Origin of the sequence: Paenarthrobacter sp. 2TAF44, from assembly GCF_052114885.1 — a bacterium.
Taxonomy (GTDB): Bacteria; Actinomycetota; Actinomycetes; order Actinomycetales; family Micrococcaceae; genus Arthrobacter.
On the sequence record NZ_JBFRFP010000008.1, the window covers coordinates 1 to 25,728 of the forward strand.

A 25,728-nucleotide genomic window follows, 5' to 3' on the forward strand; every position below is an offset into this window, starting at 1 on the left:
GGGTAGCTTGCGATCTGCGATCGCAAGCTACCCGGCTCCGGCAGGCCCGAAGCCACTCCCTGGCCGGCATATTTTGAGCGGTCTTTGTTTAAGGAATCCTTGATCTAAACCGAATCCTTGGCCCGACACCACGCGAGGTCAAATCGGCCCATGTGCGCCCGCCAGATGGGCTGTACGTGACCCCACGATGCAGTTATTAGACTTGTTGAAGTCGAAAGAGGTTTGAAAATGTTTGAGTCCGTACAGGGATTGCTTGATGAGCATGCTGCTATCCAGGCGCAGTTGAGTGATCCTGCTGTTTATGCCGATCAGTCTGCTGCCCGGAAATTGGGGCGGCGTTCTGCGCAGCTCCAGGGCATTGTGGAGGCGTACAACAAATGGCGCGGGCTCAATGATGATTTGGAAGCTGCCAAAGAGATGGCAGACGAGGATCCCGAATTCGCTGCAGAAGTTGTGCAGCTGGAGGAGCAGATTCCTGCGGCACAGGAGCGGCTGCGCCGTCTGTTGATCCCTCGTGATCCGGACGATGCCCGCAACGTCATCCTTGAGGTCAAGGGTGGCGAAGGCGGCGACGAAGCTGCGCTGTTCGCCGGTGACCTTCTGCGTATGTACATGCGGTACGCCGAGTCGCGGGGCTGGAAGACTGAGATGATCTCCGCTACCGAATCCGATCTTGGTGGATACAAGGACGTTGCCGTGGCCATCAAGGGCAACTCGAACGACCCCGCGGAGGGCGTCTTTGCGCGACTGAAGTTCGAAGGCGGCGTGCACCGGGTGCAGCGTGTTCCGGTTACAGAGTCCCAAGGCCGTATCCACACGTCCGCGGCCGGTGTCCTGGTGCTTCCCGAAGTGGATGAACCCGAAGAGCTTGAAATCAACCAGAACGACCTCAAGATCGATGTTTACCGTTCCTCCGGTCCCGGTGGCCAGTCCGTGAACACCACTGACTCCGCAGTTCGAATCACCCACTTGCCTACGGGCATCGTGGTGGCCATGCAGAACGAAAAGTCGCAGCTGCAGAACCGCGAAGCCGGCATGCGCGTTCTCCGCGCGCGTCTTCTGGCCCACCAGCAGGAACAGATCGACGCCGCCAACTCCGAACAGCGCAAGTCGCAGATCCGTACGATGGACCGCTCAGAGCGCATCCGCACCTACAACTTCCCGGAAAACCGCATTGCGGACCACCGCACTGGGTATAAGGCATACAACCTCGACGCCGTGATGAATGGTGACCTGGAACCCGTTATCCAGTCGGCAATTGAAGCGGACGAGCAGTCGCGACTGGACGCCCTGGGCGAATAGCAGAGCACCACAAGCCTGCCGATTTCCAGCTATCAACCGATTTCCAGCTGTCAGGGCATAGATATGACGATTTTCCCCGGCCAGAGCCTCGCGGACGCCGTTCGCGAGGCCACTGCGGTTTTGTCCGACGCCGGAGTCCCCACGCCGCGCGTCGATGCCGAACTTCTTGCGGAGCACCTGCTGGGAGTGGGGCTGGGCCGGTTGCGGGCAATGCTGCTGGGGGATTCACCCGCCCCTGAAGGCTACGCCGAACTGGTGGCCGAGCGTGCCGGACGCGTACCGCTTCAGCACATCACCGGCGTCGCATATTTCCGCCACCTTGAGTTGCAGGTGGGGCCCGGTGTATTCATTCCCCGGCCCGAAACGGAATCCGTTGTCCAGCTTGTCATCGACCACGTGGCTGGCATGTCCCACCCAAAGATCGTGGACCTCGGGACCGGTTCGGGCGCCATTGCCGGTTCAATCGCCCACGAGGTTCCAGGAGCCGACGTCCATGCTGTGGAGTTCAGCACTTTTGCCCATGCGTGGGCAAGCAGGAACCTTGAACCGCTGGGTGTCTCGCTGATCCAGGGCGATCTCAGGGATGCCCTGCCTGAACACAACGGCTCCTTTGACGTTGTGGTGTCCAATCCTCCGTACATCCCTGCCGAAGCCATTCCGAACGAGCCAGAAGTTGCCCTGCATGATCCTCCCGAAGCATTGTACGGTGGGGGAGCGGATGGCATGGAACTCCCGACGGCGGCAGCAGCCTCTGCAGGCCGCCTCCTGAAACCTGGCGGCTACTTCGTGATGGAACACGCAGAAGTCCAGGCCGATTGGATCAGCGGCATGTTGCGTCGAGCGGGACGTTGGCAGGACATCACCACGCACTTTGACCTCAACGGCAAGGAACGTGCCACGAGCGCAGTGCTGGCAAACAAGGCTCCTGATGAGTGAAAGAATAGCGCTGTGACCACAACCTACAATTGCACTTCCGATGACCAGCGGGCTGAAGGACTTCAACACGCGCAGCGTGCCATCAGCGAAAAGAAGTGCATCGTGCTGCCGACGGACACCGTGTACGGCATTGCCGCTGACGCCTTTTCCCCCTTGGCCGTGACAATGTTGTTGGCCTCCAAGGGCCGTAGCCGGCAAATGCCCCCACCGGTGCTGATTCCCCGCATCAATGCCCTGGACGGACTCGCGAGCGATGTATCCGCCGACGCCAGGGCCTTGGCACAGGCATTCTGGCCTGGTGGCCTGACGCTCATCCTCCACGCCCAGCCGTCTTTGGATTGGGATCTGGGTGATACCAAGGGCACTGTTGCCCTGCGGATGCCTGACGACGAACTCGCGCTGGAGCTCCTGGGCCTTACTGGGCCGCTGGCTGTTTCATCGGCCAACCGGACAGGGCAGGAAGCAGCGCAGACCGCTTCAGAGGCCCGGCTCCAGCTGGCAGATTCCGTGGAGGTTTACCTTGAAGGTGGCTTCCGGCCCGTGAAAGGTACTGCGGCCCTGCCTTCCACCATCGTGGATGCAACCTCAGAACCCTTCAGGGTGGTACGCCAAGGCGCTATCTCCCTGGAACGCTTGCGTGAAGTTGTTCCTTCCGTCCTCGGCGTTGACGAGCCTGTACCTTCCGCTGCTCCGGCAGCAGCAGAAACAGAAGCAGCAGAACAGGAAGAACCTGTCTCCGAAGCGGCCACCTCGCACGACGCACCCATCGAAGTAGCAGAAGCACCCGCCGTCGAGGATCCCGCAGCCGCTGTTTCAGCATCGGCACCCGACGCTCCACGTGAAGCCAAACCCGAATGATTCCGGACCGCCAGCGCGTCCCCGTCCTTGACGTCGACGCGACTCCGCTGCGCGTCAACGAATTCATCGATGCCTTGCACGGACTCATCGCCACCGGAACCACCCGTACTGTGCTTGGCCACAATCTTCACAGCATTACGCTGTTTCATTCCTGTGCAGATTTCCGTTCACTTTACGATCAAAGCTCGGTCATCCTCCTGGACGGTGCCCCGGTAGCCATGCTTTGGGGATTGGCCCACAAACGGCAACTAAAACCGTTGGGACAGGGCCCCATGGGATATCGCCTTGGGTCCATGGACTGGATCCCGGCACTCGGGGGAGTAAAGGGTCTGGAAAGGGTGGCCGTGATCGGCGCCGGACGGGCTGCAAATACGCAGGCTGTGGCCCGGCTGCGCACGATTATTCCGGACGCAACCGTAGATGGCATGCCTGGCGAAGGATGGGACGACGAGTTGGAAATGGCGGTCGTCGAGTGGTTGGACCGATTCCGTCCCCAACTGGTGCTGCTGGGCCTCGGCATGCCGCTCCAGGAGACGGTCCTGCAGCGACGACTCACTCAGTTTCCGCCCGCCGTGTATTGTGCCGTTGGCGGTGCCATTGAACAGGTGGCCGGCGTCCAGAAGCTCGCGCCGCGTTGGCTCGGGCGCCTTGGGCTCGAATGGGCGTGGCGCCTGGTTCTCCATCCGGGTCGTGTTGCCTACAGAGTTTTTGTTGAACCGTGGAAGTTGGCGGGCCTGCTGATTCGGCGGCACTTCCAGCCATCCCAGACCAAAGGCAAGTAAATGACGTCCAAACCTGTTGTGGTCGCCGTTGTGGTGACCTTTAACCGGCGTGAACTCCTTGAGACCACCTTGGCCGGAATCACCGCCGGGACGGAGGTGCCGGACGCTGTCGTCGTTGTGGACAACGCCTCCACGGACGACACACCGGAATTCCTCAGGACCTACCGCGGCCCTGTTCCCACGGACGTCGTAACGCTCAACGCCAACATGGGCGGTGCAGGGGGATTTGTTGTGGGTATGGAACGTGCAGTCCTGGACCACGGTGCAGACCACGTTTGGATCATGGACGACGACACCGAGCCGCAGCCCGGCGCGCTTCGCGAGGCACTGGATGTATCCGAGGCCTACGAACAGGTAGCAGGGGAAGCTCCCGCGTTCATCGCCAGCCGCGTAGTGTGGACCGATGGGCGCGAGCACCCAATGAACCGCATGCGTCCACGCATCGGCGCCAGTGAGGCGGCGCGCAGCATGGCTGCCCGCCTGGGTGCCGTTCAGATCCGCAGCGCATCCTTCGTCTCTGTCCTGATTCGCGCCGACGAGATCCGGCGTCACGGACTGCCCATTGCCGATTACTTCATCTGGAACGATGACCTCGAATACACGGCAAGGGTTTCGCGCCGGGGAACTGCCTTGGCTACCAGTGCGTCAGTAGCCAACCATCATACGAAAGTGTTTGGAGATGCAGGGGCGGACCCCGGCCCTCGTTTCTACTACGAGGTTCGTAACAAACTCTGGGTTTACACGAGATCCAACGCCTTGGCCCCTTGGGAAAAGGTCCTCTTTACCGGGGCTTCGCTCCGCAATTGGGCAAGGACCATTTCTGCGTCCTCAAATCGTAAGGTACTGCTTGACGGCTTGTTCAAGGGCCTGCGTCACAGTTTGAAGCCGCCCCGGTCCAACGCCGAAGTGCTCAAGGGAATCTACGCCCTGCGCGACGTCCAGGAGCCTGCCGAGTAGAAGCCGGCCGCTCCACTACAGCACACCGGCTGTAGCTTTGCGGCTGCGTCACGCCGGTGGTCACCGCCGTTGGCATTAGTATCGTGACTAGAGTCCACAGAAATCCCAGCATCATTTGGCACAGCCGGTGCAGGCATGGCGACGGAGTAGTTCCATTTATCGACAGACAGAAATCCACACCTTGACCTGCCCAGAACTACACGGCTTTCCAGCGAGGCACCGGCTGCATGCGTTGGTCCGTGCAGCTGATTCCGGCATTGGGCTGCTTTCCGGAGCCGCGTCATGATCATGTACCTGCTGATGGCGCTCACGGCTGCAGTGGTGTCTTACACCGGTACGTGGGGAGCCCGCGTACTCGGGAACAAATTACGGCTTTACCGTCCCATCCGCAGCAGGGACATGCACTCCGCACTCATCTCAAAACTGGGCGGGCTTGGCATCTTTGCAGGCTTTTTTGTTGCGCTTGTGGTGGCGAGCAACTCTTTCTTCGTCAAGGACATTTTCAGGCATAACGATGCTCCATGGGGCATATTGGCCGGAGCAGTAGTGATCGTCGCGGTGGGGGTCGCGGACGATATCCTCGACATCCGCTGGTGGATCAAGCTCCTGGGACAGGCAGCAGCGGCTTTCATCGTCGCCATTTGGGGTGTGAGGATGTCGGTGGTTCCGTTCATCCCTGAACCGATCCTGATTCAATCCGAGCTCGTCCAGATTGTCCTGACAGCCGGGCTGATTGTTACCACCATGAACGCAGTCAACTTCATTGATGGCCTGGATGGACTGGCCGCAGGTGTGGCCACCATCGGCGGCGGCGCCTTCTTCCTCACGGCGTACTGGGTGCACCGGAACAACCCGTCCACTGACAATTCAGACCTTGCGACACTCCTGATGGCGATCCTGGTGGGTGGCTGCATCGGCTTCCTGCCGCATAACTGGTTTCCGGCCAAGATTTTCATGGGGGACTCCGGGGCCATGCTCATCGGTCTCCTCATGGCTTCAGCCGGCGTAGTGGCCACGGGGCAAATCGGATCCGGGCTCTACGACCGCGCCAACGGCATTCCCACGATAATCCCGATCCTCCTGCCATTCGCCGTCCTGTCCCTTCCGCTGCTGGATTTCGGGATGGCTGTGGTTCGCAGGACCGCCCGGGGACAGTCTCCGTGGTCTGCAGACCGTGGGCACCTCCACCACAAGTTGGTGGACCTCGGCTACTCGCACCGCACCGCCGTCGTCATGCTTTATGTCTGGACGTGCATCCTGGCGTTCGGCGGTGTTGCTTTCGCAGTGTTCCCTTGGCAGATTGTGTTGATCGTGGTGGTTGTAGCTGCCCTTGTCATGGCCGCTGTTACCGCATGGCCGTACTTCACGCGGAATGCGGCAGGACCAGGGGAGCGCGCATGACTTCCGGTTATGGTCACAGTTCTATCTCATGTAGAATTCTTTCTGCGGACAGTCACTCGCCCGTAACCCCACTTTGAGAATATGGCACCCGTGCCACGAGGATTGGTATCCCCATGACATCCAACGCCGATTCCGGACGCCCGTCCGGTAAACGTGTTGTTGGAGTTTCCGGGGCGACGTCCAATCTGTGGCTCCGCCTGCTGCTCTTGAGCTCTGCTGCTGCTCTGGCCGGATTGGTCGTGACGAGTATCGTCGCAGCGTTCATTAACGGTGGCCAAGGCGCGCTTTCCGCAGCATTCGGGGCCGCGCTGGTCATGCTCTTCTTTGCGATCAGCCTTCTGATCGGTCATTTTGTTGGCCGCAATAATCCTTCCGGCGCTGTCGGCCTGTTCGTGGCGACGTACTTCGTAAAAGTCGTTGGATTCGCCGTGGTCCTCTTTGTTATTGGTACTCCGGCCTGGTTGCACGGCCGATGGTTCATCATCGGCGCAGTTGTTGCCGTCGTCCTTTGGCAGGCTGCAGAGATCTACGGTTTCAGCAAAGCCCGCCTGCAGATCTACAACGATCCTGCGGATGAGAAGGGCGGCACGGATGTCTCTGCGTAAGCGCAACTCCCAGCTGACCGGCCACGCCCGATCGCAAAGTGCGGCCGACGATTCTGCCGACGCCGGAAGCGATGGTGGATACAACGCCGGCATCGCCGTCTTCAGCTACATCGTTGGCGGGATCATTGTCTGGAGTTTGATAGGCTGGGGTCTGGATAATCTGTGGGGGACCCGCTGGATTGTGCTCCTTGGCGCTCTGCTGGGAGCCGCAGGAGGGTTCTATCTTTCCCATATGCACGGCCTCACCAGGCAAAGCTCTTCTTCTGGCGAGAGCAACGCAGACAGCGGTCCGTCCACGGACGGGGACAGTAATGCCAAATAATTTCACACGGAATATGGATGCGTCGAGCGCGTCCGGCTTCCAACCAATGCCCAATGATGGACACAGCAGAGAGGAAACGCGTTGATCGCGCTTGCGCTCCCCGCCCAGGATTCGGGGTCATTCACCCCACCCGGAATCGACGAAATGCACCTGCCGGCAATCCTGCCTTGGGGTGCGCACGATGGCTTCTCCAAGCAGATGCTGCTGGTGATCCTTTCGGTCGTCATTATCGCTACATTCTTCATCCTCGCTGCACGTAAGCAGCAGCTGGTTCCCGGCAAGCTGCAGTTCGCAGGCGAAATGGCCTATGGCTTCGTCCGCAACAGCATCGCCAAGGACATCATCGGCGGCAAGGACTTCATCAAGTACGTCCCGCTGTTGTTCAGCTTGTTCTTCTTCATTCTGGTGAACAACATCTACGGCGCTATCCCCGTGATCCAGCTCCCGAGCTTCTCGCACGTTGGCGGCGCCTATGTGCTCGCTGCAGTTGTATACGTCACATGGATCGCAATCGGCATCAAGAAGAACGGCCTGAAGTACTTCAAGCTGGCAACGGTTCCTTCGGGCGTGCCGTGGTACATCCTGCCGATCGTGGTCCCGATCGAAATCATCTCGAACTTCATGGTCCGCCCCGTCACGCACAGCCTCCGTCTGTTCGCGACCATGCTGGCCGGCCACTTGATCGTCATGCTCGCCGGATCCGGCATCGAGTTCCTTGTCATGCAGGAGAACGTCCTGCTCAAGGGAGCCTCGGTCCTGGTCCTGGCCGGCGCCATCGCAATGTACATGCTGGAAGCACTGATCATGGCCCTGCAGGCATACGTGTTTACTCTGCTGACCGCGATCTACATCGAAGGCGCACTGCACGCCGACAGCCACTAGGCTCCCAAATCTTCCCCTCGCGGGGATGAAGCAACCCAAACAACCTGCCGCACGGGCGGCATCTTGAAAGGAAGAAAAAATGGAAGGCTCCATCAACGGCTCCCTCAACCTCATCGGCTACGGTCTCTCGGCCATCGGCGGTGGTATCGGTGTGGGTCTCGTGTTCGCCGCCTACATCAACGGTGTTGCACGTCAGCCGGAAGCTCAGCGCGTGCTGCAGCCGATCGCGTTCCTTGGTCTTGCTCTGACCGAAGCCCTCGCCATCCTCGGCCTGGTCTTCGCTTTCGTTCTCAAGTAAACCGAAGAACCAGGCGAATTCCACACACGAGTAGATAGGACGGGTGAAATATGAATCAGCTGATCATCTCAGCCGCCACTGAAGGCGAAGAGGCCACTAACCCTCTCGTTCCCAATGTTTGGGAAATGGGTGTCGTCCTCGTCGGCTTTGCTGTCCTCCTGTACATCGTGGTCAAGTTCATTGTCCCGATGTTCGAGAAGACCTTCGCAGAGCGCGCCGAAGCGATTGAAGGTGGCATCGCAAAGGCAGAAAAGGCACAGGCCGAAGCTTCCGCAGCTCTTGAAGAGTACAAGCAGCAGCTCACCGATGCCCGCGCCGAAGCCAACCGGATCCGCGAAGAAGCACGCGCTGAAGGCGCCCAGATCCTCGCGGACCTGAAGGCGAAGGCTGCTGCCGAGTCTGCCCGCATCACCGAGCAGGCACACGCCGCCATTGAGTCCGAGCGCCAGGCAGCTGTTGTCTCGCTTCGCTCAGAGGTTGGCACTTTGGCTACCACGTTGGCTGGCCGCATCGTTGGTGAAGCACTCACTGACGATGAGCGTGCCGCACGCGTTGTGGACCGCTTCCTGGCAGATCTGGAGACCCAGAACGCAGGTGCAGCTAAGTAATGGCAGGTATATCGAGCGAATCGCTGACCACGGCGCTGGCGCAGTTGGAAGCAAAGCTTCCTTTTGCCTCGCTGCAGTTGGCAAAGGACCTCTTCGGAATCCTGGGAACGGTGGACAGCTCGGCTGGCTTGCGCCGCGCCTTGACTGACCCGTCCCGTAGTGGAGACGAGAAGTCGGCGCTGGTCAAGCAGCTGGTTAGCGGAAAAGTCTCCGCTGATGCTGCTGAAATCGCAGGCGGACTGGCTGGCTTACGCTGGGCATCTGCACGCGATATCGGCGATGCACTCGAGACTCTTGCCGCCACGGTTGTCATTGCCGTAGCTGAAAACAAGTCGGCCGTTTCTGCCTCTGGTATTACGGGGCTGGAAGAGCTGGAAAACGATCTGTTTGCTTTCAACCAGGCCGTCGCTTCCAGCCACGAAGTACAACGTGCTCTGTCTGAGCCGCAGGCATCCGCAGCGGCCAAGGTGGCACTTGCCGAGAAGCTTGTTCCTGGCGCCAGCGAGGAAGCAAAGGTTCTCATCAGCCAAGCCGTAACACAGCCGCGCGGTGTCAAGCCGAGCAAGCTCGTCGAGTCCTTCGCCAAGCTTGCAGCCAAGCGTCAGCAGCGCTGGATTGCTACTGTCAGCGTTACCCGTCCGTTGACGGAAACGCAGGCCAGCCGTCTGCAGGCCGGGCTTAACGCCCTGTACGGCCGCGAGCTGAAGGTCAACCTCAATGTTGACCCCCGCCTCATTGGTGGAATCCGGGTTCAGGTGGGCGATGAAGTGCTTGACGCTTCTGTTATCGGCCGCCTGACCGACCTCCGCCGTCAGCTCGCTGGCTAGCGAAGACAAAGCACAACTTAACTGATATAAAACCCGGTCATCGTGAGCAACGATGATCACGAAAACAGGAGAGCAGGGACTGCAGATGGCCGAATTGACCATCAACGCCGACGACGTCCGTAATGCGTTGAACGAGTTCGCGGCGTCCTACGAACCCGGAAACGCAGAGCGCGTAGAGGTTGGTCGTGTGACCACCGCAAGTGACGGCATCGCCCGTGTTGAGGGTCTTCCCTCGGTCATGGCGAACGAGCTGCTTCGCTTCGAAGATGGCACGCTGGGCCTGGCCCAGAACCTTGACGTCCGCGAGATCGGTGTCATTATCCTCGGTGACTTCACTGGCATCGAAGAGGGCCAGGAAGTTCACCGCACTGGTGAGATCCTGTCCGTTCCGGTTGGCGATGCCTTCCTCGGTCGCGTTGTCGACCCGCTGGGCCAGCCGATCGACGACCTCGGCGAGATCAAGGCCGAGACCACCCGTGCACTGGAACTCCAGGCTCCGGGCGTCACCGAGCGTAAGTCGGTTCACGAACCGATGCAGACCGGCCTCAAGGCTATCGACGCCATGATTCCGATCGGCCGTGGCCAGCGTCAGCTGATCATTGGTGACCGCCAGACCGGCAAGACCGCAATCGCCGTGGACACCATCATCAACCAGAAGGCCAACTGGGCTTCGGGCGATGTCACCAAGCAGGTCCGCTGCGTTTACGTTGGTGTTGGCCAGAAGGCTTCCACCATTGCCGCAGTGCGCCAGACCCTTGAGGACCATGGCGCGCTGGAATACACCACCATCGTGGCCTCGCCGGCTTCGGACCCCGCCGGCTTCAAGTACTTGGCACCGTATGCAGGCTCGGCCATCGGCCAGCACTGGATGTACGGTGGCAAGCACGTTCTGGTGATCTTCGATGACCTTTCCAAGCAGGCCGAAGCCTACCGCGCGGTTTCCCTGCTGCTGCGTCGTCCGCCGGGACGCGAAGCCTACCCGGGCGACGTCTTCTACTTGCACTCCCGTCTGCTGGAGCGTTGTGCAAAGCTCTCTGACGAGCACGGCGCAGGCTCGATGACCGGTCTTCCGATCGTCGAAACCAAAGCAAACGACGTTTCCGCCTACATCCCCACCAACGTGATCTCCATTACTGATGGCCAGATCTTCCTTCAGTCTGACCTCTTCAACGCCAACCAGCGTCCTGCTGTCGACGTTGGTGTGTCGGTCTCCCGCGTCGGTGGCGCCGCCCAGGTCAAGTCCATGAAGAAGGTCTCCGGTACCTTGAAGCTGGACCTGGCGCAGTACCGTGACATGCAGGCATTCGCCATGTTCGCTTCGGACTTGGATGCGGCTTCCCGCCAGCAGCTGACCCGTGGTGCACGTCTGATGGAACTGCTCAAGCAGGGCCAGTACTCACCGTTCCCGGTTGAGGACCAGGTTGTCTCCATCTGGGCTGGTACCAACGGTTACCTGGACGACGTCCCGGTTGAAGACATCAGCCGCTTCGAGTCCGAGTTCCTGGAACACCTGAAGCACAAGTCCTCCATCCTGACCACGCTGGCTCAGACCAACGTCCTGGATGACGACACCGCTGCCGCACTGAAGGAAGCCATCGTCTCCTTCAAGAAGGGCTTCTTCGGCGAGGGCGACAACCACCTGGTTGGCGCCGGACACGAAGAGCACGCACCGATCTCCGGTGGCGACGTCGACCAGGAAAAGATCGTCAAGCAGAAGCGCTAGTTTCGATGACCTGTTCTGCCGGGGTCCGCAAGGGCCCCGGCAGGGCAGTACGTCGGGAACTTAGGAAAGGATAAGTATGGGAGCCCAGATTCGGGTCTACCGTCAGAAGATCAGCTCGACGACGTCGATGCGCAAGATCTTCAAGGCGATGGAACTGATCGCTACCTCGCGCATCGGTAAGGCCCGCGCCCGCGTAGCAGCTTCACTGCCTTACGCGAACGCGATTACCCGCGCCGTTTCTGCTGTCGCAAGCCAGACCGAAATCGACCACCCGCTGACCACCGAGCCGGAGCAGATCCGCCGTGCCGCAGTCCTGATCATTACCTCGGACCGTGGCCTTGCAGGATCCTACTCTGCGAGTGTGCTCAAGCAGGCTGAAGGTCTCACCGAGCTTCTTCATGCAGAAGGCAAGGAAGTCAAGGCGTACCTGGTGGGCCGCAAGGCGCAAGCGTACTTCGATTTCCGTAACCGTGACTACGCCCGTGTATGGACTGGCGGCACGGACGCACCGGAATTCGAAACCGCACAGGAAGTCGGAGCTGCGCTTCTCGAAGACTTCGCCAGTGACTTCGAAGAGGGTGGCGTGGACGAAATCCACGTCGTCTACACCCGCTTCAAGTCCATGGTGACCCAGGAGCCGACGGTTATCCGTTTGCTTCCCTTGGAGGTCGTCGAAGAGGAAGCAGCCTCGGAGTCAGAGCTGCTGCCGTTGTACGAGTTTGAACCGGAAACGGAGCAGGTCCTTGACGCCCTGCTTCCGCGTTACATCGAGTCCCGCATCTTCGCAGCCATGCTGCAGGCGGCAGCTTCCGAGCTCGCAGCCCGCCAGCGCGCCATGAAGTCGGCCGGTGACAACGCTACGGACCTGATCAAGAAGTACACGCGCCTTCGCAACACGGCCCGTCAGGCCGAGATTACGCAGGAGCTTTCCGAGATCGTGGCTGGCGCCGACGCCCTCGCGTCCTAGCCGGTACGGATTCGGCTCGAAGCCGCACCTGCACCAAACAGATAAACTTAACCCCACGCCATCTACTGAGTGAAGTGAGAGAGATGACTGCCACTGCTACCGAACACGTAGCAACGGCCGGTGCCACCGGCCGCATTGCCCGTGTTATTGGTCCGGTTGTCGACGTCGAATTCCCGGCTGACGCAATCCCCTCGATTTACAACGCTCTGACCACTGAGATCACTCTCAATGGCCAGACCAAGACCATCACGTTCGAGACCTCCCAGCACTTGGGTGACAACCTCGTTCGCGCCATCTCCCTGCAGGCTACCGACGGACTCGTCCGCGGTACCACTGTGCGGGACTCCGGCGCTCCGATCTCTGTGCCCGTCGGCGACGGCGTCAAGGGCCACATCTTCAACGTCCTCGGCAAGCCGCTGGATGTTGAAGAGTCCGAGATCAAGGCTGACGCTTACTGGCCGATCCACCGCAAGGCTCCGTCCTTCGCTTCCCTCGAGGGCTCCACGGAGATGCTCGAGACCGGCATCAAGGTTATCGACCTCCTCACCCCGTACATCAAGGGTGGAAAGATCGGCCTGTTCGGCGGCGCTGGTGTTGGCAAGACCGTTCTGATCCAGGAAATGATCACCCGTGTTGCCCGCAACTTCGGTGGTACCTCGGTATTCGCCGGTGTTGGCGAGCGTACCCGTGAAGGTAACGACCTCTGGGTTGAAATGGAAGAGGCCGGCGTTCTCAAGGACACCGCCCTTGTCTTCGGCCAGATGGATGAGCCGCCGGGAACGCGTCTGCGTGTTGCGCTGTCGGCTCTGACAATGGCGGAGTACTTCCGCGATGTTCAGAATCAGGACGTGTTGCTCTTCATCGACAACATCTTCCGCTTCACGCAGGCAGGTTCGGAAGTTTCCACGCTGCTCGGCCGCATGCCGTCCGCAGTGGGTTACCAGCCGAACCTCGCTGACGAGATGGGTCTCCTCCAGGAGCGCATCACCTCCACCAAGGGTCACTCCATCACCTCGATGCAGGCTATTTACGTGCCTGCTGATGACTACACCGACCCGGCTCCGGCAACGACCTTCGCACACCTCGACGCGACCACGGAACTTTCCCGTGAAATCGCCTCCCGTGGTCTGTACCCGGCCGTTGACCCGCTGACGTCGACCTCCCGCATCCTGGACCCCCAGTACATCGGCAAGGACCACTACAACACGGCTGTCCGTGTAAAGCAGATCCTGCAGAAGAACAAGGAACTCCAGGACATCATCGCCATCCTCGGCGTTGATGAACTGTCTGAAGAAGACAAGATCGTCGTGTCCCGTGCACGTCGTATCCAGCAGTTCCTGTCCCAGAATACCTACACCGCCAAGCAGTTCACCGGCGTCGAAGGCTCCACCGTGTCCATCAAGGACACCGTGGAAGGCTTCACCGCTATCTGCGACGGCGAGCTGGACCACATCGCAGAGCAGGCGTTCTTCAACGTCGGCGGCCTGGATGACGTCGAGCGCCAATGGGCCAAGATCCAGGAACAGACCAAGTAGTATGGCTGAGCTCGAGGTTGAGATTGTCGCAGCGGACCACTTTGTGTGGTCCGGCGCGGCCAAGATGGTGAAGGCCCGCACCAGCGATGGTGAAATCGGAATCCTGCCGGGCCACTCGCCCCTCCTGGCCATCCTGGCTGAGGGTGAGCTGGCAATCCAGCCGGTTTCCGGTGACCGTATTGCGGTAGTTGTTGACGGTGGGTTCTTCTCCGTGGACAACGATCGTGTGGTCATTGTTGCTGACAACGCCCAACTGGGCGAAGCGGCTACAGCGGGGATCCGATAGCACGACCTTGATGGACGATTCCCTTATTCCGTTCATCGCCCTGGCAACGGCGTTTGCGTTGCTGATTTTTTCACTGTGCCTTTTTGGGGTGCGCCGCTTCAACCTGCGGCGCGCCCTGGGCACGGTCGACGCCTCCATTTGCACGGCTGGAAACAGTTGGCAGATGGGGGTTTGTCGTTATCAGGACAATGAACTTGAGTGGTTCCGCTTGATGTCCCTGAGCGTGATCCCAAAACATAGATACAAACGCAGTTCCTTGGAGCTTCTTGGCCGGCGTCAACCGACTGAGGATGAGCTCGTCAAGGTGCAGCCTGGCGTCGTCGTGGTTGAACTCCAATATGAAGGTAAGAAGTTCATGCTTGCCATGAACTTCGATGCCTATGCCGGTCTTTCCTCCTGGCTCGAAGCCGGGCCTGTCATCGGCGTCGGAACCTGGCGTTAGGCCCCATGGATTCTCTTCTGGACATCAGCCTTGTTGATGGTCCATTCCTGTGGTTGAGCATCATTGCGGGCATGGCGGGGGCGGTGTACCTGCTGTGGAAGCGCCAATCTTCCTGGCCGCTGGCGGTCGCAGCCTGCTTGGCGGGTGCTGTTGGCCTTGTGGTCCTGGCACATTGGATCCTGGTTGATCTGATGGCCATCTTCTCGGAAAATCTTCCCTTTGAGACTGTGGCGTGGTCGGTTCCGGCTGTCGCGGCCGCCCTGCTGTTTGGGGCCCGCTTTCCGCGCGCCACCTGGAAGAGCCGTGTCCGAAGCCTTGCTGCCATGCTTGGCGTAGTCCTCGTGAGCCTCGTCCAGGTCAATGCGTACTTTGGCCTCAACAACACTGTCGCTGACCTTCTGGGCACGGCCGTCGCCCGGATTCAACCTTTGGAGTCAAGCCTTCAACGCGCTCCGGACAGCAAGCCGGGACCTGCGCCCTCGGTTTGGAAAGCTCCGGAGTCAATCCCGCGGAGCGGCATCCTTCGGAAGGCTCAAATCCCGGGAAACGCATCGGGCTTCACAGCACGCGAAGCCTACATCTACCTTCCACCGGCCTATCAAACTGCAGCACGGCCAAGTTTGCCGGTGCTGGTGCTCTTTTCAGGGCAGCCCGGTGGTCCGGCCGACTGGTTAACCGGGGGCCAACTCCGCGCACAACTGGACAGGTTTGCTGAAGCCCATGGCGGCATCGCACCGGTCGCGATCGTGGTGGACCCAAATGGCTCGGGAAACGCCAACACGCTGTGCATGGACAGCCGCATCGCGCAGGCTGACACTTACCTGTCCCAGGATGTGCCCACCTGGATCAGCTCCACCTTGGACGTATCAAAAGATCATCGGTTGTGGGCTGTTGGTGGTTTTTCGTTCGGCGGTACGTGCGCCGTACAGATGGGGACAAACCATCCCGAACTGTTCACTTCGATAGTGGGTTTTTCCGCTGAACGGGAGCCTTCCCTGGCGAAGGACCGGAATAAGACCATCGCAGACTCGTTCGAAGGCGACGTGGGCGCTTTCGAGTCAAGGACCCCATTGTTTTTGATGCAGCAGCGGAATTACGAAGGCAGCGGCCTGTACTTGGCTGCAGGAGCCACTGACACTGAGTTTACCGACTACATGCACGTTCTCGCGGATGCTGGGACGGAAGCGGGTTTCACCACGGAAGCGCACTCCATTCAACACGCCGGCCACTCTTGGGACACAGTGGTCAGGGGTATGCCTGGTGCCTTGGAGTTCCTGTCTTCCCGATGGGGACTAAGCCAATGAGCCTTGCCCTGAAAGGCGTCGTGCAGCCGGCCTTGAGGCAGACCGCCAAACATCTCCGCGCCACACCGTTCACCACGTTCGTCCTTGCCTTGTTCGTAGCGGTGTCCCTTCTGTCCGGAAGTATCCTTGCGGGACCTGCAGAATCCTTGCTGCCTGTGGCGGGAGTGACCCTGGCCGGTCTGCGGTCGGGGCAGTGGTGGTCCATCTGGACGTCGCTGTTCTTCACCACCAACCTGCTGGCGTTTGTCACGGCAGCCCTCATGATCCTCTTCCTGTTGGGGCTGGCGGAGCGGCGTTTCGGCTTCCTCCGGACGGCCGGTGTCTTCCTGGGGAGTCAGTTTGCGTGCATTGCGGCGTTCCTCCTGGTCACCCAAGTGGCGCTGTACATGGATGACGGTTGGATCTCCAGGATGGTGGATACCCCGCTGATCGGACCGTATGGCGCCCTGATCGCTACGGCACTTGCAGCCAGTGCGTTGCTGCCGACGCTGTGGCAACGACGCCTGAGGACCGTGGTGCTCTCCTTGTCCCTGCTGCTGGTGCTGTACATCGGACATGCTGAGACAGTGATGGGCCTTGTGGGAGCGTTGATCGGCCTTGGAGCTGCCTGGTGGATGCAGAGCAGCCAGGGTCACCTTCATTTACACCGCTCCACGGGCCGCGAAGTCCGGAACCTGCTGGCCCTTACCATGGCCATTTTCGCTGCCGGCCCTATCCTGACTGCTGCCGCCAAGAGCCCGTCCGGTCCTCTGGCAATTTTGCGGGATGTCATCCTGAACCCGCTCCCGACACTGAGCCAATTGGAAAGCACTTGCGGTGGGACAATCGACGTTGCTTGCCTTGAGTTAAGCCGCCAGGGTTACACGGGCCCTTTCGGGCTGGCCCTGGCTGTCGTGCCCGTGGTGTTGTTGCTCATTTGCGCCGAGGGCATGCGTCGTGGCAGGCGTCTGGCCCTTGGGATAGCCATCGGTGTCCAACTGTTGGTCGTGGCCCTTTCCACAGTTTATTTGGGGCTTTTCGCCAGCATCCCGTTGCCTCAAGGGCGTCGAGTGCCCACGTTGAACCCGGCTGTTGTACATCTCATTCCCTTGGTCTTGGTTCCGCTGACCCTGGCGGTCCTCCTGTTCGCTTATCGTGGACATTTCCGCGTTGAGTCTTCTGCCCGGATGCGGCGGCGGGTCTTCTGGCTCGTTGGCCTCACCGGCGGAACACTTGCGCTCGCGTACGCTGGCGTGTGGTTGGCTTCAGGCGGTATGACGCGCGACGGCGGCCTCTTGGGTTTGGGTGCCGAGCTCGCCAGACAGTACCTGCCGGTTCCGTTGCCCAGCGTGTACCGGAAAGTGTTTGCTGAGCGCGACGCTCTTGAAGTGTTCCTGTTTTCCTACTCCGGCACCGTCTTCTGGCTAGTGGCATTGATTGGAGCGTGGGTACTCCTCATCCGAGGCCACCATTCCGCAGGTTTGGACCATCAAGGAAGGGATCGTGCACGTGAATTGGTGAAAACCGGCGGTGATTCGCTGTCTTGGATGGCGCTCTGGGAGCCGAACAAATACTGGTTCAATCCCCGGGGGACCGGGGGAGTGGCCTATCAGCAGCATGGCCATGTCGCCCTGACTTTGGCGGGTCCCGTAGGTGCGAAGGAGCACCATGCGGAGACGGCTGGAGGATTCCTTGACTACTGCTCCCAGCATGCCTTGATACCTTGCCTCTACTCCTGCACCGATGAGTTATGGCCTATGCTTCAGGCCCGCGGTTTTCGAAGGGTTGCCGTCGCCCAGGAAACCCGCTTGAGGATCAGGGGCTTGGAGTTCCGCGGCAAGGAGTGGCAGAACGTCAGAACATCACTCAACCGGGCAGCAAAGATGGGAATCACCGCCACATGGGGTCGGTATGCCGCGCTTCCGCATGCCCTGCGGGCGCAAGTGGGCGAGGTGTCCGAAGAGTGGGCTGCGCAAAAACGCGTACCTGAGATGGGGTTCACGTTGGGCGGCCTGGATGAGCTCGAGGACCCTGATGTGTTGTGCTGCGTGGCAACTGACGCAAAGGGGTTCGTTTACGGGGTGACCAGCTGGCTTCCGGTCTACCGGGACGGCAACGTTGTGAGCTGGACCTTGGACTTCATGCGTCGCCGTGGCGATGCCTTCCCCGGAGTGATGGAATTCCTGATTGCCTCGGCCATCCTGCATCTCCGGGAGTCCGTGGACGTCATATCCCTTTCCGGTTCGCCCCTGGCACGGGAAAAGGGTGAGATTGATCAGCGGGCCGAGGGACTTGCCGGCATGCTGGACCTGGTTGGCCAGGCGCTGGAGCCTGTTTATGGTTTCCGATCGTTGGCTTCTTTTAAATCACGTTTCCAGCCGGACTACCGAACTTTGTACATGTATTACCAAGACCCGTTGCACCTCCCGGCAATAGGCAGGGCATTGAGTCGCGCATACCTTCCGGGATTGTCTGTTCGACAATCCGCCAGATTACTGCGAACCCTCGTTGCTTGAATTGTCAACGCCTATTCCAAGATGGCGTCCCGCATTTCTTCACGGTTTGTAACAGGAGTCGTTGAAATATCAGACATTCCAACTATTAAACATGTTGGTCCCGCCTCGAAAGCCGGGACCAACATGTAAGTTGAAACTGCAACAAACAAAAATCAACTGGTAAGACTAGACGACCGTAACGCCGGTTGCCTGGGGGCCCTTGGCGCCCTGACCGATCTCGAACTGAACGCGCTGGTTCTCATCGAGGGTCTTGAAACCACCGGTCTGGATCTCAGAGTAGTGAACGAAAACATCCCCATCCGAGTCATCCGGGGTGATGAAGCCGAAGCCCTTTTCAGCGTTGAACCACTTGACGGTTCCCAGTGCCATGTATTTCTCCTCATTATGGAACATCAGTCCGATACACCTCGTACCGGCCCTTGTTACTCCGCGAGAAGATCCGGATTCCGTCCAGGCTTGGCCTGTATGGTTTCGCAGGAGCTTCACGCTCGCAACTCGTCTTGCGAGCATGAAAACCACCTACACAAAGACTGCTACAACACTTTCATGTGCCGTGCCGGAGGTCAACGGTCTTTATGGCAATTCGGGAAAATTTTCGGTAAAAAGAAGGTAACGCTGACAACCGCAATTCACCGTCGTCTGATTGTCCTAAGCCAGCCACTGTCCGTTACGCATGACCGCAGTAAGGCCCAGTTCCTGATCGGTAGTAACAACGTCAGCGCGAAGGCCCCGCCGCAATCCACCCACCTCGTCAGAGAGTCCAAGAATGGCTGCAGGCACTGCGGTCGCCGAGCAGATGGCGTCCGGAAGGGCGACACCCGCCGCCACGGTTTTGCGGACCACTTCCAGGAGTGTGGCTGTGCCTCCTGCGATGGAACCAGTGGAATCCAGGGTCGCCACGCCATTGCTCACGGTCACCGGCGAGGGCCCGAGCATGTAGTTTCCGTCCGAAAGCCCGGCAGCGGCCATCGAATCCGTGACCAGGAGAATATTGCTGGCGCCCACCAACTGAAATACGGTAGCCACAGTGCTGGGGTCCAGATGCGTGTCGTCGGCGATGAGTTCCAGCACTGCTTTCCCCGACTGGGCGGCCCGCAGGCAAGCAGCAACGGGGCCTGGCGCGCGGTGGTGCATTGGTGGCATCCCATTGAAAAGGTGCGTCACGGTCGGGAGCGAGCTGACGCCGTCGAACCCTGCCGATTCCAGTCCTTCACGGGCCGCAGCCAACGACGCAGCGGCTGTGGCGTCGTCGCAGTCGGTGTGACCCAACGATGGCGTCACGCCGTGGAAGGTCATTAAATCTACCAAGGCAGCGGCCCCCGGCAATTCCGGGGCATATGTCATGGTGGCAAGTTTGCCGGCGGCAGCACCCACGAGTTCGTTCATGAGGTCCAGGTCCGGCTCCAGCAGGTAGTCCGGGTTCTGGGCGCCGCATCGTGCATGGGAGAGGAAAGGGCCCTCCAGGTGGATGCCGGCCACAAGGCCTTCGTCGACGAGCTTCACATACAGTTCGATCCCGCGAAGGAGGTCCTCCCGGGGCGCGGTAACCATGCTCGCGAGGAAAGTTGTGGTGCCGGAGCGGTGCAGGAACTCAACTGCTTTGCGGGCCGAGGCCTCCTCGCCGCCTGGAAAGTCCCCACCATTTCCGCCGTGGCAGTGGACGTCCACCAAACCAGGGAAGATGAAGTGGCCGCTGGGCGCACCGATGCGTATGGCGTGCCCGAAGCCTTCAAACTCATCCGCGTCAAAGCCGTCCGCCGGCCCGGCATAAGCAATACGGTCGCCGTCGATGGCCAGGAGGCCGTCTTCCACCACCGCGCCGTCACTTACAAGTGTTCCCGTGAGGATCTGCTGGCTGGGCGCGGAAGAATGGGCAAAATGGTCTGCGGCAGTCATGACTCTGATTCTAGTGGCCTAAGGTTCCCCCCAGAGGGAGAACCCAGGGAGAACCCAGGGAAAACCCCGGGGAGGACCCAGGGGGAACCGAGCGAGAACAGGGAAGAATCAGAAGAGCCGGGATTCGCTGTCATCCACGCCGCGCATCGCGTCATAGTCCAGTGTTATGCAGTCAATTCCGCGGTCGTTGGCCAGGACTTTGGCTTGGGGCTTGATCTGTTGGGCTGCAAAAATCCCCCGGACCGGCGCCAGTAGTGGATCCCGGTTCAGCAGCTCCAGATACCGGGTCAGCTGCTCGACGCCGTCGATGTCGCCGCGCCGCTTCAGCTCAATCGCCACCGTGGCGCCGCTCGCGTCCCGGGCAAGGATGTCCACGGGTCCGATGGCGGTGAAGTACTCCCGGCGGATGAGTGAGTATCCGGTTCCGAGGGTCTCGATCTGTTCTGCCAGGAGGCGTTGCAGGTCAGCTTCCACGCCGTCCTTGATCAGCCCAGGATCAACACCCAGATCATGGGAGGTGTCATGCAGTTGTTCATAGATGTTGATAATGAGCCGGTCATCGGTCTTGGCCGACTGCACGGTCCACTGCTCAACCACGCCCTCTTCCACTTCGGATTCCTCAGGGGATGTAACGCGCAGCGTGGCCGGCGGGCTCATCCAGTTCAACGGCTTGTACGAACCGCCGTCGGAGTGCACCAGTACCGAGCCATCGGCCTTGACCAGCAAGAGCCTGGTGGCGAGGGGGAGGTGGGCCTTGAGACGGCCAACATAATCAACAGAACAACGGGCTATGACGAGTCGCACCCGCCTTACCTTACCCGTTGGCGGCCGGTGGCTGGGGCAGAATGGAATCATGCCCCGCTCCAACCGCCCTCGTCGCAACGCCGCCAGCACACGTTCGAACAAACCTGCCGGCAAGTGGGCAGAGGAGGCCCCGGAACTGGATCTGGAACGGGCAAGGGCGGGGATTGCGCGCAGGGAAAGCGCCCCGGATGGTGACTGGATGGTCCGTACCATGACGGCGAGGAAGGCGGAGAAGCAGTACATCTGCCCCGGCTGCTCGACAGCCATCCTCCCGGGCATCGCACATCTGGTGGTGTGGTCGGATAACCACCTTTTTGGCGAAGCCGCCGGGCTGGCCGAGCGCAGGCACTGGCACACCAACTGCTGGACGTCACGGACCTACCGGTATCGCTGACCAGGTCCCGCTGGTTCCTTTAGGCTAGGAGGCATGACTTTCGACCCCGCCTCGTTCGTTTTCACTGCGCAGGATGCTCCGTCGGCGATTCGGGCCTCCACCGTCCTTCCCGCGCGTCGGGAGAATGTGGAATTCACGACGGAAGACGGAAAACTCCTGCTGGGGGAACTCGCCGTGCCGGAATCGGGGGAGATCAGTGCAACGTTGATCACCCTCCATCCGCTGCCGACCCATGGCGGCTTCATGGACTCCCATGTTTACCGCAAGGCTTCGTATAGGCTGCCGGCTTTGGCAGGCGTAGCGGTCCTGAGGTTCAATACCCGTGGCACACACTCGCCGCGCGGGACCAGCCAGGGCAAGTTTGAAGAGGGCATCGGCGAGCGTTACGACGTCGAAGCAGCTGTCCGTTTCGCTGTTGAGCGTGGCCTGCCGAATCGGTGGTTGGTGGGTTGGTCGTTCGGGACTGAACTTGCGCTGATGTACGGCGCAGTTGAACCCGTGGCATCGCAGATCGAGGGCGCGGTCCTGTTGTCTCCGCCGCTGCACCGGGCAACGGATGTCCACCTCAAAGAATGGGCAGCCTCGGGCAAGCCGCTTACCGTGCTGGTTCCGGAACACGACGATTATCTTCGCCCTGCAGAAGCAGCCCAGCGCTTCAGCCTGGTGCCCCAAGCGCGGCTCGTCGGCGTCGACGGTGCCAAGCACCTGTGGGTGGGAGAGAAGTACGCGGCGCGTGTCCTGGACGAAATCGTCGACGACGTCACTCCGGCAGGTGCCGGCGTGGACGGGCTGCCACGTGAGTGGGCGGGCCCGGTCGCCACCGCGGCATGAGTAAGCTGGGGAAAGTCAGTGCCTGTCTTGGCGCATGATGAAGACTTCCTTGATCAGCAGCATGATGGCCGCCGCTGTCGGAATGGCAATCAACGCACCCAGGACACCCAGCAGGCTTCCGCCGGCGATAACTGAGATCACGGCCACCGCGCCCGGCACGGCCACTGCCCGCTGCATGATGCGGGGCGAGATGAAATAGGCCTCGAACTGCAGGTAGGCAAAGTAGGCGATCGCATAGATGACGGCTGTTTGCCAGCCGGCTGTGAGCGCCACGAGGATAACCACGACGGCGGCGATCATGCCGCCAACCAGCGGGATGAAGGCCAACAGCGCCACCACGAAGGCAAGCAGGACGCTGAAGGGAATTCCGAGGATGCTCATGACGATGAAGGCAAAGAATGCGTTCAGCAGGGCGACGCAGGCCTGGCCAATCACGTAGTTGCCTACTGAATCGGTAATCGCTTCCGAAAGTGCCTCGACGCGGGGGCGGCGTGACCTCGGCGCCAGGCGGTAGGCCCATTTCTTCATGGATGGCAGGGCAGCCAGGAAGTACAAGCTAAGCACCAGGACAATCAGCGTGCCGAACAATCCGTTGGCCACAGTGGAACCGAAGCCCACCACGCCACCGAAGATGCCGCCCATGGCTTCGGGATCCTTGACGAACTTATCCAGTTCGGTAGTGATGCGGTCACGAATGCCGAACTGGCTGTCCACTGTCCGGAAGAAGTCCGAGTCCAGGAAGCCCCGTATCCAATCCGGTGCCTGCCGGACGATCTCGGACACCTGTTCCACGATGGTGGGAATCAACGTTGCAAAGAACCCGGCAACCGCAAGGACCAGGACAGAGACAGATATCAGGATGCCGCCAGGGCGCGGGACCTTCCGGGTCTCAAGCCATCGGACTACCGGATCCAGCCCGAGGGCGATGAAGAGCGCGGCAACAATCCATAGGATCAGCTGGGTGGTATTGCTGGCGATGTAAAAGACCAGCAGGGCCACGCCAACCCCGGCGGTGCCCATGAAGCCCACATACAGCGGGTGCTGGGATGACATACGGGGTCCTGGAGCGCCGAAATCGTTGTCCTCGTCGGCTTTGACACCCTCTGCTACGGCAACGGCCTCGTCCTCGGGAGGCATCTCGAACCTGACCCGTGTGCGGGCTCCCGGGATGGGTTGCCGCAGCTTGCGGGCTATTGCGGCCAGACGCCCGGTATGGATCGGAACAGTAGCGGACGTCCCATCCGCGGGGGCATCCACCACGGCTGACCCGGACTCATCGATGGGACGGGGCTCCAAGTGGTCTTTCACGCGGTTCTGCTGCCTTTTCTACCGGATATCATGATCATCGCCACACTATCAGGAGCCCGGAATCCGGCCTTCGCGGCGCCATTGCAGGGATCTGGGCGTCTCCGTTGCCATGGGCCGATCTGACTCTTTGATAACAAAACGGTTACCCTTGAAGTTCAACGACCGCTGATGATAGGTGATCCTGTGCGTTTGAAGACTGCAGCCTTGCTGGTGCTGCTGGGCCTGCTGACGATGCTGGCCGGCATTGGCCAGCTGACTTTCTGGGCCCCCGCCGAGACCGTGACGGCCTCGGTTCCCAGTGACACAAAAGCTGCCCCGCTGACCGTGATCGACCAAAAGTTGATCGCCCTCCATGACGGGCCGGTGAAGATCAAGATCCAGGGTGAAGGCAACTTCATCGTCGCTACGGGCCGCCCGGACGACGTCGAAGCCTGGGTGGGTAAAACCGCCCACAATACTCTGACTGGTGTCTCCCAGGACCAGAAGTCCCTTGAAGTCGCCTCCTCCGACGGCGAACCAACAGCTCCCTCTCCTGTCGGTTCGGATCTGTGGGTTAACACTGAAGACGCCAGTGGAGAGCTGGACTACACGTGGAATCCGCCTGCCGGAGGCGAGTGGTCTCTCTTGGTTGCCAGCGACGGAACCAAGCCCGCGCCGTCGTCCATCTCGATGACTTTCCCCAATAACGCAACCACGCCTTGGGCCGTGCCGCTCATCGTGCTTGGCATAATCATCATGCTTGCCGGCGTAGCCCTCCCGTTCATTTCCAAGGCCATCAGCAACCGCCGCAAGGGCGATGAGCACCGCAAGGGTGATGACTTCGGTGGACCGCACAGTGGCGGGGAAACCACCTCCCTGCCCGTCCAGGCGCCGCCCGGCAAGGTTGATGGTCCCCGGGGCGCTGGAGCGGAAGGCTCAAGCCTGCGAATTACTGCCGTTGCCGCGGCACTTGCCACCGCGCTTGTGGGAGGTACGGCAATCGCTGCCCAGGCAACGTCCACTCCTCAGCCTACGAACACTTCCAGCCCCTCTTCTTCCGCTGCGACGGAAGGGGACGCAGCACCTGTGATGCTCGAATCGCAGCTGCAGCGCATCCTGGAGCAGGTTGCCAGCACTGTGGACGCAGCGGATGCCGCCAAGGATGCTGCAAAGCTCGCGCCGCGCGTGGACAAGATGGAACTCCAGGTCCGCACCCAGAACTACAAGATCCGCTCCACGGTGTCTGCCTACGAGCCCCGCATGCCGGTTCGTGCCACCAAGCTCCAGAGCAGCGTCATCAGTACCAAGCGCGACTGGCCCCGTACCGTGTTTGCCCTGACCCAGGGCGAGGGCAACGTCGTGCCCCAGGTCCTGACGTTGGTTCAGCTCTCACCACGGGAAAACTACAAGCTCTGGGGCAGCGCTCCGTTGCAGCCGGGCACCAACTTCCCTTCGTTCCCCGTTCCCCGTGACGGAACCGCTCCTGCGGCCGCCGATGACAAGACCGGTTTGGCTTACAGCGGCAACGAAGCCTTGGGAATCCTTGGTGAGATGCTTACAACTCCCGACTCGCCGAACAGGAGCAAGCTGGCTGACGGTCAGTCCTCGCCGTACATCGCCGGTGCCCTTGCCTACCAGGCAGACACCGTGAAGAACGGGACGAGTGCCAACTTCAAGTTCTCCCACACCCCCGTGAACAACCAGACCGTGGTGCTGCGCACAGCCGACGGCGGCGCCCTGGTTGTGGGACGCCTGGACTTCGCCTTCGAAGGGACGCCGAAAGCGGCAGGGGACAAACTCATTCTTGAGGACGACTCCGCTGTCTTCGCCGGCGGCAAGGAAACCACCACCGGCATGGTCCTGAACTTCGCCGAGTCCGTGGCGGTTTACATTCCGCCGGCAGGTTCAGCTGATCCCATGAAGCTCGTGGCGGCTACCCGCGGACTTGTGGGAGCCAGCTTCAAGTAGGGCACACCCTTGGCAGGG

26 protein-coding genes are annotated in these 25,728 nt (G+C 60.5%); 22 read left to right on the forward strand and 4 right to left on the reverse strand.

Annotated elements, in window-relative coordinates; all coding sequences use genetic code 11:
- Positions 1-228: 228 nt before the first annotated feature.
- From prfA to AB4Z15_RS09595, 19 genes are all read left to right on the forward strand, one after another.
- Entirely contained in the window at positions 229-1,302 is a 1,074-nt protein-coding gene (prfA, locus tag AB4Z15_RS09505; protein ID WP_223933485.1) for a peptide chain release factor 1, read from the forward strand.
- A 63-nt stretch (positions 1,303-1,365) separates the two neighbouring features.
- Positions 1,366-2,238 (forward strand): peptide chain release factor N(5)-glutamine methyltransferase, encoded by an 873-nt coding sequence (prmC, locus tag AB4Z15_RS09510; RefSeq protein WP_442003842.1) that lies wholly within the window; start codon positions 1,366-1,368, stop codon positions 2,236-2,238.
- 12 nt (positions 2,239-2,250) lie between these two features.
- A complete protein-coding gene (locus AB4Z15_RS09515; protein ID WP_442017071.1) occupies positions 2,251-3,096 on the forward strand; it encodes an L-threonylcarbamoyladenylate synthase in 846 nt (281 codons plus the stop codon).
- The gene (locus tag AB4Z15_RS09520) at positions 3,093-3,878 is read left to right on the forward strand and encodes a WecB/TagA/CpsF family glycosyltransferase (RefSeq protein ID WP_442017072.1); all 786 of its coding nucleotides are present in this window, start codon (positions 3,093-3,095) and stop codon (positions 3,876-3,878) included. The genes AB4Z15_RS09515 and AB4Z15_RS09520 overlap by 4 nt, the downstream gene beginning before the upstream one ends.
- Positions 3,879-4,835 (forward strand): glycosyltransferase family 2 protein, encoded by a 957-nt coding sequence (locus AB4Z15_RS09525; protein ID WP_442017073.1) that lies wholly within the window; start codon positions 3,879-3,881, stop codon positions 4,833-4,835.
- Between the two features lie 282 nt (positions 4,836-5,117).
- The gene (locus AB4Z15_RS09530; protein ID WP_442003846.1) at positions 5,118-6,236 is read left to right on the forward strand and encodes an MraY family glycosyltransferase; all 1,119 of its coding nucleotides are present in this window, start codon (positions 5,118-5,120) and stop codon (positions 6,234-6,236) included.
- A gap of 113 nt (positions 6,237-6,349) precedes the next feature.
- On the forward strand, positions 6,350-6,841 hold the full coding sequence (locus tag AB4Z15_RS09535; RefSeq protein ID WP_442017074.1) for a hypothetical protein: 492 nt from the start codon (positions 6,350-6,352) through the stop codon (positions 6,839-6,841).
- On the forward strand, positions 6,828-7,163 hold the full coding sequence (locus AB4Z15_RS09540; RefSeq protein WP_442017075.1) for a hypothetical protein: 336 nt from the start codon (positions 6,828-6,830) through the stop codon (positions 7,161-7,163). The genes AB4Z15_RS09535 and AB4Z15_RS09540 overlap by 14 nt, the downstream gene beginning before the upstream one ends.
- 81 nt (positions 7,164-7,244) lie before the next feature.
- Positions 7,245-8,045, forward strand: a complete 801-nt coding sequence (gene atpB / locus AB4Z15_RS09545; RefSeq protein ID WP_442003849.1) for a F0F1 ATP synthase subunit A — start codon at positions 7,245-7,247, stop codon at positions 8,043-8,045.
- A gap of 79 nt (positions 8,046-8,124) precedes the next feature.
- Complete coding sequence (gene atpE, locus AB4Z15_RS09550; RefSeq protein ID WP_003804776.1) at positions 8,125-8,343, forward strand: ATP synthase F0 subunit C; 219 nt, start codon at positions 8,125-8,127, stop codon at positions 8,341-8,343.
- 50 nt (positions 8,344-8,393) lie between these two features.
- A complete protein-coding gene (locus AB4Z15_RS09555) occupies positions 8,394-8,951 on the forward strand; it encodes a F0F1 ATP synthase subunit B (RefSeq protein WP_216923955.1) in 558 nt (185 codons plus the stop codon).
- Positions 8,951-9,778, forward strand: a complete 828-nt coding sequence (locus tag AB4Z15_RS09560; RefSeq protein ID WP_442017076.1) for a F0F1 ATP synthase subunit delta — start codon at positions 8,951-8,953, stop codon at positions 9,776-9,778. The genes AB4Z15_RS09555 and AB4Z15_RS09560 overlap by 1 nt, the downstream gene beginning before the upstream one ends.
- An 85-nt stretch (positions 9,779-9,863) precedes the next feature.
- On the forward strand, positions 9,864-11,501 hold the full coding sequence (gene atpA, locus AB4Z15_RS09565) for a F0F1 ATP synthase subunit alpha (protein WP_442017173.1): 1,638 nt from the start codon (positions 9,864-9,866) through the stop codon (positions 11,499-11,501).
- A gap of 76 nt (positions 11,502-11,577) precedes the next feature.
- Entirely contained in the window at positions 11,578-12,468 is an 891-nt protein-coding gene (locus AB4Z15_RS09570; RefSeq protein WP_442003851.1) for a F0F1 ATP synthase subunit gamma, read from the forward strand.
- An 83-nt stretch (positions 12,469-12,551) separates the two neighbouring features.
- Entirely contained in the window at positions 12,552-14,003 is a 1,452-nt protein-coding gene (gene atpD / locus AB4Z15_RS09575) for a F0F1 ATP synthase subunit beta (protein ID WP_431115631.1), read from the forward strand.
- Between the two features lies 1 nt (position 14,004).
- Positions 14,005-14,289 (forward strand): F0F1 ATP synthase subunit epsilon, encoded by a 285-nt coding sequence (locus tag AB4Z15_RS09580; RefSeq protein WP_216923952.1) that lies wholly within the window; start codon positions 14,005-14,007, stop codon positions 14,287-14,289.
- Positions 14,290-14,299: 10 nt separating this feature from the next.
- Entirely contained in the window at positions 14,300-14,731 is a 432-nt protein-coding gene (locus AB4Z15_RS09585) for a DUF2550 domain-containing protein (protein WP_224091077.1), read from the forward strand.
- Between the two features lie 5 nt (positions 14,732-14,736).
- On the forward strand, positions 14,737-16,035 hold the full coding sequence (locus AB4Z15_RS09590; protein ID WP_442017077.1) for an alpha/beta hydrolase: 1,299 nt from the start codon (positions 14,737-14,739) through the stop codon (positions 16,033-16,035).
- The gene (locus AB4Z15_RS09595) at positions 16,032-18,530 is read left to right on the forward strand and encodes a phosphatidylglycerol lysyltransferase domain-containing protein (protein ID WP_442017078.1); all 2,499 of its coding nucleotides are present in this window, start codon (positions 16,032-16,034) and stop codon (positions 18,528-18,530) included. Before AB4Z15_RS09590 ends, AB4Z15_RS09595 begins: the two co-directional genes overlap by 4 nt.
- Before the next feature lie 165 nt (positions 18,531-18,695).
- Here AB4Z15_RS09595 and AB4Z15_RS09600 read toward each other — a convergent pair whose 3' ends face one another.
- The 3 genes from AB4Z15_RS09600 to nucS all read right to left on the reverse strand — a co-directional run bounded on the left by AB4Z15_RS09600 (position 18,696) and on the right by nucS (position 21,230).
- A complete protein-coding gene (locus AB4Z15_RS09600; protein WP_018776337.1) occupies positions 18,696-18,899 on the reverse strand; it encodes a cold-shock protein in 204 nt (67 codons plus the stop codon).
- 279 nt (positions 18,900-19,178) lie between these two features.
- Entirely contained in the window at positions 19,179-20,426 is a 1,248-nt protein-coding gene (locus AB4Z15_RS09605) for an N-acetylglucosamine-6-phosphate deacetylase (protein WP_442017079.1), read from the reverse strand.
- A 108-nt stretch (positions 20,427-20,534) separates the two neighbouring features.
- Positions 20,535-21,230, reverse strand: coding sequence for an endonuclease NucS (nucS, locus tag AB4Z15_RS09610; RefSeq protein ID WP_442017080.1), 696 nt, complete (start codon positions 21,228-21,230; stop codon positions 20,535-20,537).
- A 49-nt stretch (positions 21,231-21,279) separates the two neighbouring features.
- On the opposite strand from nucS, the gene AB4Z15_RS09615 reads away from it, so the two are divergent.
- Both AB4Z15_RS09615 and AB4Z15_RS09620 read left to right on the forward strand, forming a co-directional pair.
- Entirely contained in the window at positions 21,280-21,624 is a 345-nt protein-coding gene (locus tag AB4Z15_RS09615) for an ATP/GTP-binding protein (RefSeq protein ID WP_442017081.1), read from the forward strand.
- A gap of 33 nt (positions 21,625-21,657) precedes the next feature.
- Entirely contained in the window at positions 21,658-22,455 is a 798-nt protein-coding gene (locus AB4Z15_RS09620; protein ID WP_442017082.1) for an alpha/beta hydrolase, read from the forward strand.
- A gap of 15 nt (positions 22,456-22,470) precedes the next feature.
- On the opposite strand, the gene AB4Z15_RS09625 is transcribed toward AB4Z15_RS09620, so the two are convergent.
- Positions 22,471-23,763 (reverse strand): AI-2E family transporter, encoded by a 1,293-nt coding sequence (locus AB4Z15_RS09625; protein ID WP_442017083.1) that lies wholly within the window; start codon positions 23,761-23,763, stop codon positions 22,471-22,473.
- A 168-nt stretch (positions 23,764-23,931) separates the two neighbouring features.
- On the opposite strand from AB4Z15_RS09625, the gene AB4Z15_RS09630 reads away from it, so the two are divergent.
- Entirely contained in the window at positions 23,932-25,710 is a 1,779-nt protein-coding gene (locus AB4Z15_RS09630; RefSeq protein WP_442017084.1) for a hypothetical protein, read from the forward strand.
- Positions 25,711-25,728: the final 18 nt, after the last annotated feature.